Consider the following 4,088-nt stretch of genomic DNA (forward strand, 5'->3'; position numbering starts at 1 on the left):
CTGTTTTTAGTCGTTGCCCTGATTATGCTGAATATCGTTTTTTAGGAGTAGTTCCCGAGGCAACCGTTATCGCTTATGGCAGATTGCAGTAATTTTGCGAGTGAATATAAATGACCGCTAGCGCTGTAAAGCCGTGCACTATTTCCTAAATGAAAATAATTTACCCCTGTAGTTGCCCATCTTTGTTTCTCGAAATTTGAGGCGAATATACTTTAGACTTAATTCAAAAATAAAGACTATATAATACATATACTTATAGGTATTTTCTACAGTTATAGATTAACTGATAAACCAGCCATTTTTGTAGTAATTTTTGTTAGTATTACTGGTCTATGAGAGTTGGTATTTTTCTATTAGTAGTCTTCATTTGTTGGGTCTGTGGCTTCCCGGTATATGCTGCTCCAATCGATGATGAAATTGCCGTAATTGCACCAGTGGAAGAACCAGGGGAAGAGGTTGTGCACATTGGTGTTTTGTCTTACCGGGGTGACCAGAAGGCAATAGATCGCTGGAGTGCAACCACGGAATATCTTACGCAAAACATTCCTGGTTATCGTTTCGAGCTTAGTCCTTTCAATTTATCTGAAATGGCGAAAGCCGTTGAAGAGAATCGTGTCCAGTTTATCCTGACTAACCCCGGTAACTATGTTGAGCTTGAGTCTCAATACGGGATATCGCGTATTGCCACCATGCAGTCAGTTCAGTCCGGGCGGATATCTACCAGATTCGGCGCTGTTATTTTTTCCAAGCTAAGTAACCGATCTATTCAGTCATTGGAGGATCTGGAAGGCAAGTCATTTATGGCAGTGAGCCCGGAAGCATTTGGCGGATTTCAAATGGCGTGGCGTGAGCTTGCAGAGCACAACATAAATCCTTTTGAAGATTTCTCGCGTGTTGAGTTTGTTGGATTTCCGCAAGACCAGATCGCGATGGCGGTATACGACGGTAAAGTTGATGCTGCAACAGTCCGTTCAGAAACACTGGTGCGCATGATAGAAGCCGGCTGGTTTGATTTAGGGGACTTCCGCATTCTTAATGCGCGGTATGAACCAGAATATAATATACCTTTAAGTACACGCTTGTATCCTGAATGGCCTTTTGCGAAACATAAAAATGCCTCAAGGGAGCTGGCGACCAGGGTGACGCTGGCTCTTTTAGCGATGCCAGTGGATCACCCCGCAGCGGCAATGTCACGGACTGCGGGATGGACAGTACCTCTGGATTATTCGCCGGTTCATGAATTGATGCAAAAACTACAGATTGGGCCCTACGAGGTGCTGCGTGAGACTTCTCTGCCTGCAATAGCGAGAAAATATTCCCACTGGTTATCTGCTGCCGCTGTTTTTGTCATCCTGCTGTTTATTCTTATTGTATATATATCTAATACAAACCGCAGGCTACGCGAAACGGACCGCAGTTTGCGAAATGAAATTTCGGAACGCAAACAATCCCAGGCAAAACTGGCGGAATATAAAGACACCCTGGAGCAACGCGTCATTGCCAGAACCGACGAACTGGAGCAGGCAAACAAGTCCTTGCGAACCAGCCAAATTACGCTTCATGAGCTTGTTGATATTACCAGTGCACCGCGCTTAAACCACGATGAAAAATTAACAAAACTACTGGAAACCGGACGCGAGTATTATCAGACTGCCGTCGCTAATTTATCGAGCCTGACCGGGCAAGACCGCAAGTCATGTACGATCGCAGGACAGGAAGAACTCATTTCCAGCCAATCTGGTCCAATCAGTAAATCCTGTATAGAAAAAACACTTAACCAGCAAAATCCTATATTGGACATTCCTGACTTAAACAATGCGGACTGCACAAATGCAGTGAATGATTGCAAACCATTTAACAGTTACCTGGCAACCGCCGTTTTTGTTAAAGGAGTACCTCATTGTGTGCTTGAGTTTGCAGATACGAAAGTACGAGATGAACCCTATACTCACTGGGATCACAACATTCTTGAGGTTATGGCGCAGTGGATTGGCAGCGAAATTGAAAAACAGGAAGCGATTGAAGAAAAGCAACGTCACCAGTCAGAGCTTGCCAGGGTAGGTCGGATGAGCGCCATGGGTGAGATGGCAGCCGGACTTGCACATGAGCTCAATCAACCATTAACCGGGGCAATTAATTACAGTAGTGGTTGCCTGCGCCGATTACAGCAAGGCGATTATGACAAGGATCAACTGATTAAAGGCCTGGAACGAACGGTCGAGGGTGCAACCCTGGCAGCCGATATTATTCGCCACTTACGTGAATTTGTGCAAAAGGGGAGTGCTGTCCGTAAAGCTACTTCTTTAAATGATGTGGTGTTAAATATAATCGACCTGGTATCAGTGGAGATTAAACGTCACCAGGCAAATGTTAAGCTACACTTAAGTGATAAATTACCAGATGTTGTTGCGAATGCAGTACAGCTCGAACAGGTGGTTTTGAATTTTATTCGCAACGGTTTGGATGCGATGGAGAATGTTGATCCGAAAAACCGGGAGTTGACTATTACTACCGGGAGAACGGGCGATAAAGTAAAATTGTCTGTTACGGATTACGGTAGCGGAATATCGTCGGAAGCGGAATCGAAATTGTTTGATGCCTTTTATACCACCAAGCCCGAGGGTATGGGTATAGGCCTGTCAATAAGCCGGTCTATTATTGAGGCTCACCATGGAGTTATATATGCAAGCAATGTTGCCAACGCAGGCGCTTGTTTTTCATTTGAGTTACCTTTAGATGGCGAGATTTAACTATGCAGTCGACTGTTTATGTTGTAGATGATGACAAACTGGCGCGCGAGTCGCTCGAATGGCTTATCGATTCGGTGGGCTTACCCGTAAAAACATTTGATTCCGGCCAGGCCTTTGTCGACTTTTATGATAAAAATCTTATCGGTTGTATCGTGCTTGATGTGCGTATGCCTGGCATAAGTGGAATGGATTTACATGTAAAGCTCAAACACGATGGCTGCAATTTACCTGTCATCATTATGACTGGCCACGCCGATGTCGATATGGCTGTTCGTGCAATGAAAGCGGGTGTTTATGATTTTATTGAGAAACCCTATAACGACTCGTTAATGCTGGAGCGAATTCAAAGCGCGATTGCGTTTGACCTGGATAATCGCAAGGAGCAGGAACGTATTGATTGCGTGAAAGATCGTATCGCGACTCTTACGCCCAGGGAACAGGAAGTACTTAAGTATGTCTTAAGGTCAACAGCCAATAAAATTATCGCTGCGGAACTGGGAATAAGTATCAAAACCGTTGAACTTCACCGGTCCAACCTAATGACCAAGATGCAGGCAAGCTCTGTTACGGAACTGGTGCGCCAGGCAATCATTGCAGGTCTCGAATAACTACTTTTATCCCCTCACTTTCAAATAATAGCCAGACTTTCTTTTCTATTGTCTTTCTCCTGACATTGACCTAGGGACCACCCTAGTTTTGTCTGGGGTACGCGCCAGTTAATAAAACTGGTTTGATGTTTTAACATCGACTCCATGTTAAATAAAAAATTTCTTGATTTAGGAGCGTAGTGGATGTTGAAGCAAAGAGTAAACTGGAAGGTAGCCATGGCCTGTGTAGCACTCGGTACGGGTAGTTTAGGGACAGTGTACGCCGGCAAGGACGCCGGACATGGCCATGACTACCGTACCTTCCATAGCAACGGGGATATCAAGTATGGGCAAATTGGTGATTCCTATACATCTGATCTGGTAATGTACCTGGCCGGAAATCAATTTATGGCGATGGAAGAACTGATCAGGGATTTTCAGAAGAAAAATCCTGATATCAAAACTATCTATGTGGAAACAATACCACCTGGCCAGATTCTGAAAGGTCAAATCCTCAAGCAGGGTGAAATCAATGGCCAAAAAACCGCTCAAAATCCGGACCTGTTTGCCAGTGTTAATCTCGGTCACCTGAAGAAGCTCAAAGGCAAAGGCATTATGAGTGACTACATGATTTACACGCATAATCAGCTCGAGTTAATGGTAGCAAAAGGGAATCCTAAAAAAATTGCGGGACCGAAGGATCTGGGACGTGAGGACATCGTTCAATCTCACCCAAATCCTTTGACTGAAG

3 protein-coding genes are annotated in these 4,088 nt (G+C 44.5%); all 3 read left to right on the forward strand.

The genetic code is table 11. The features are described from left to right. The first annotated feature begins 332 nt into the window (after positions 1 to 332). Positions 333 to 2,750: a sensor histidine kinase gene (locus ACWVCM_RS11875; RefSeq protein WP_455201967.1), complete on the forward strand. Its 2,418-nt coding sequence runs from the start codon at positions 333 to 335 to the stop codon at positions 2,748 to 2,750. A gap of 2 nt (positions 2,751 to 2,752) precedes the next feature. Next, positions 2,753 to 3,358, forward strand: coding sequence for a response regulator transcription factor (locus tag ACWVCM_RS11880; protein WP_455201968.1), 606 nt, complete (start codon positions 2,753 to 2,755; stop codon positions 3,356 to 3,358). 183 nt (positions 3,359 to 3,541) lie between these two features. Then, a partial coding sequence (locus tag ACWVCM_RS11885; RefSeq protein ID WP_455201969.1) for a molybdate ABC transporter substrate-binding protein occupies positions 3,542 to 4,088 on the forward strand: 547 nt, incomplete at its 3' end.

Source organism: Kaarinaea lacus (assembly GCF_975902315.1).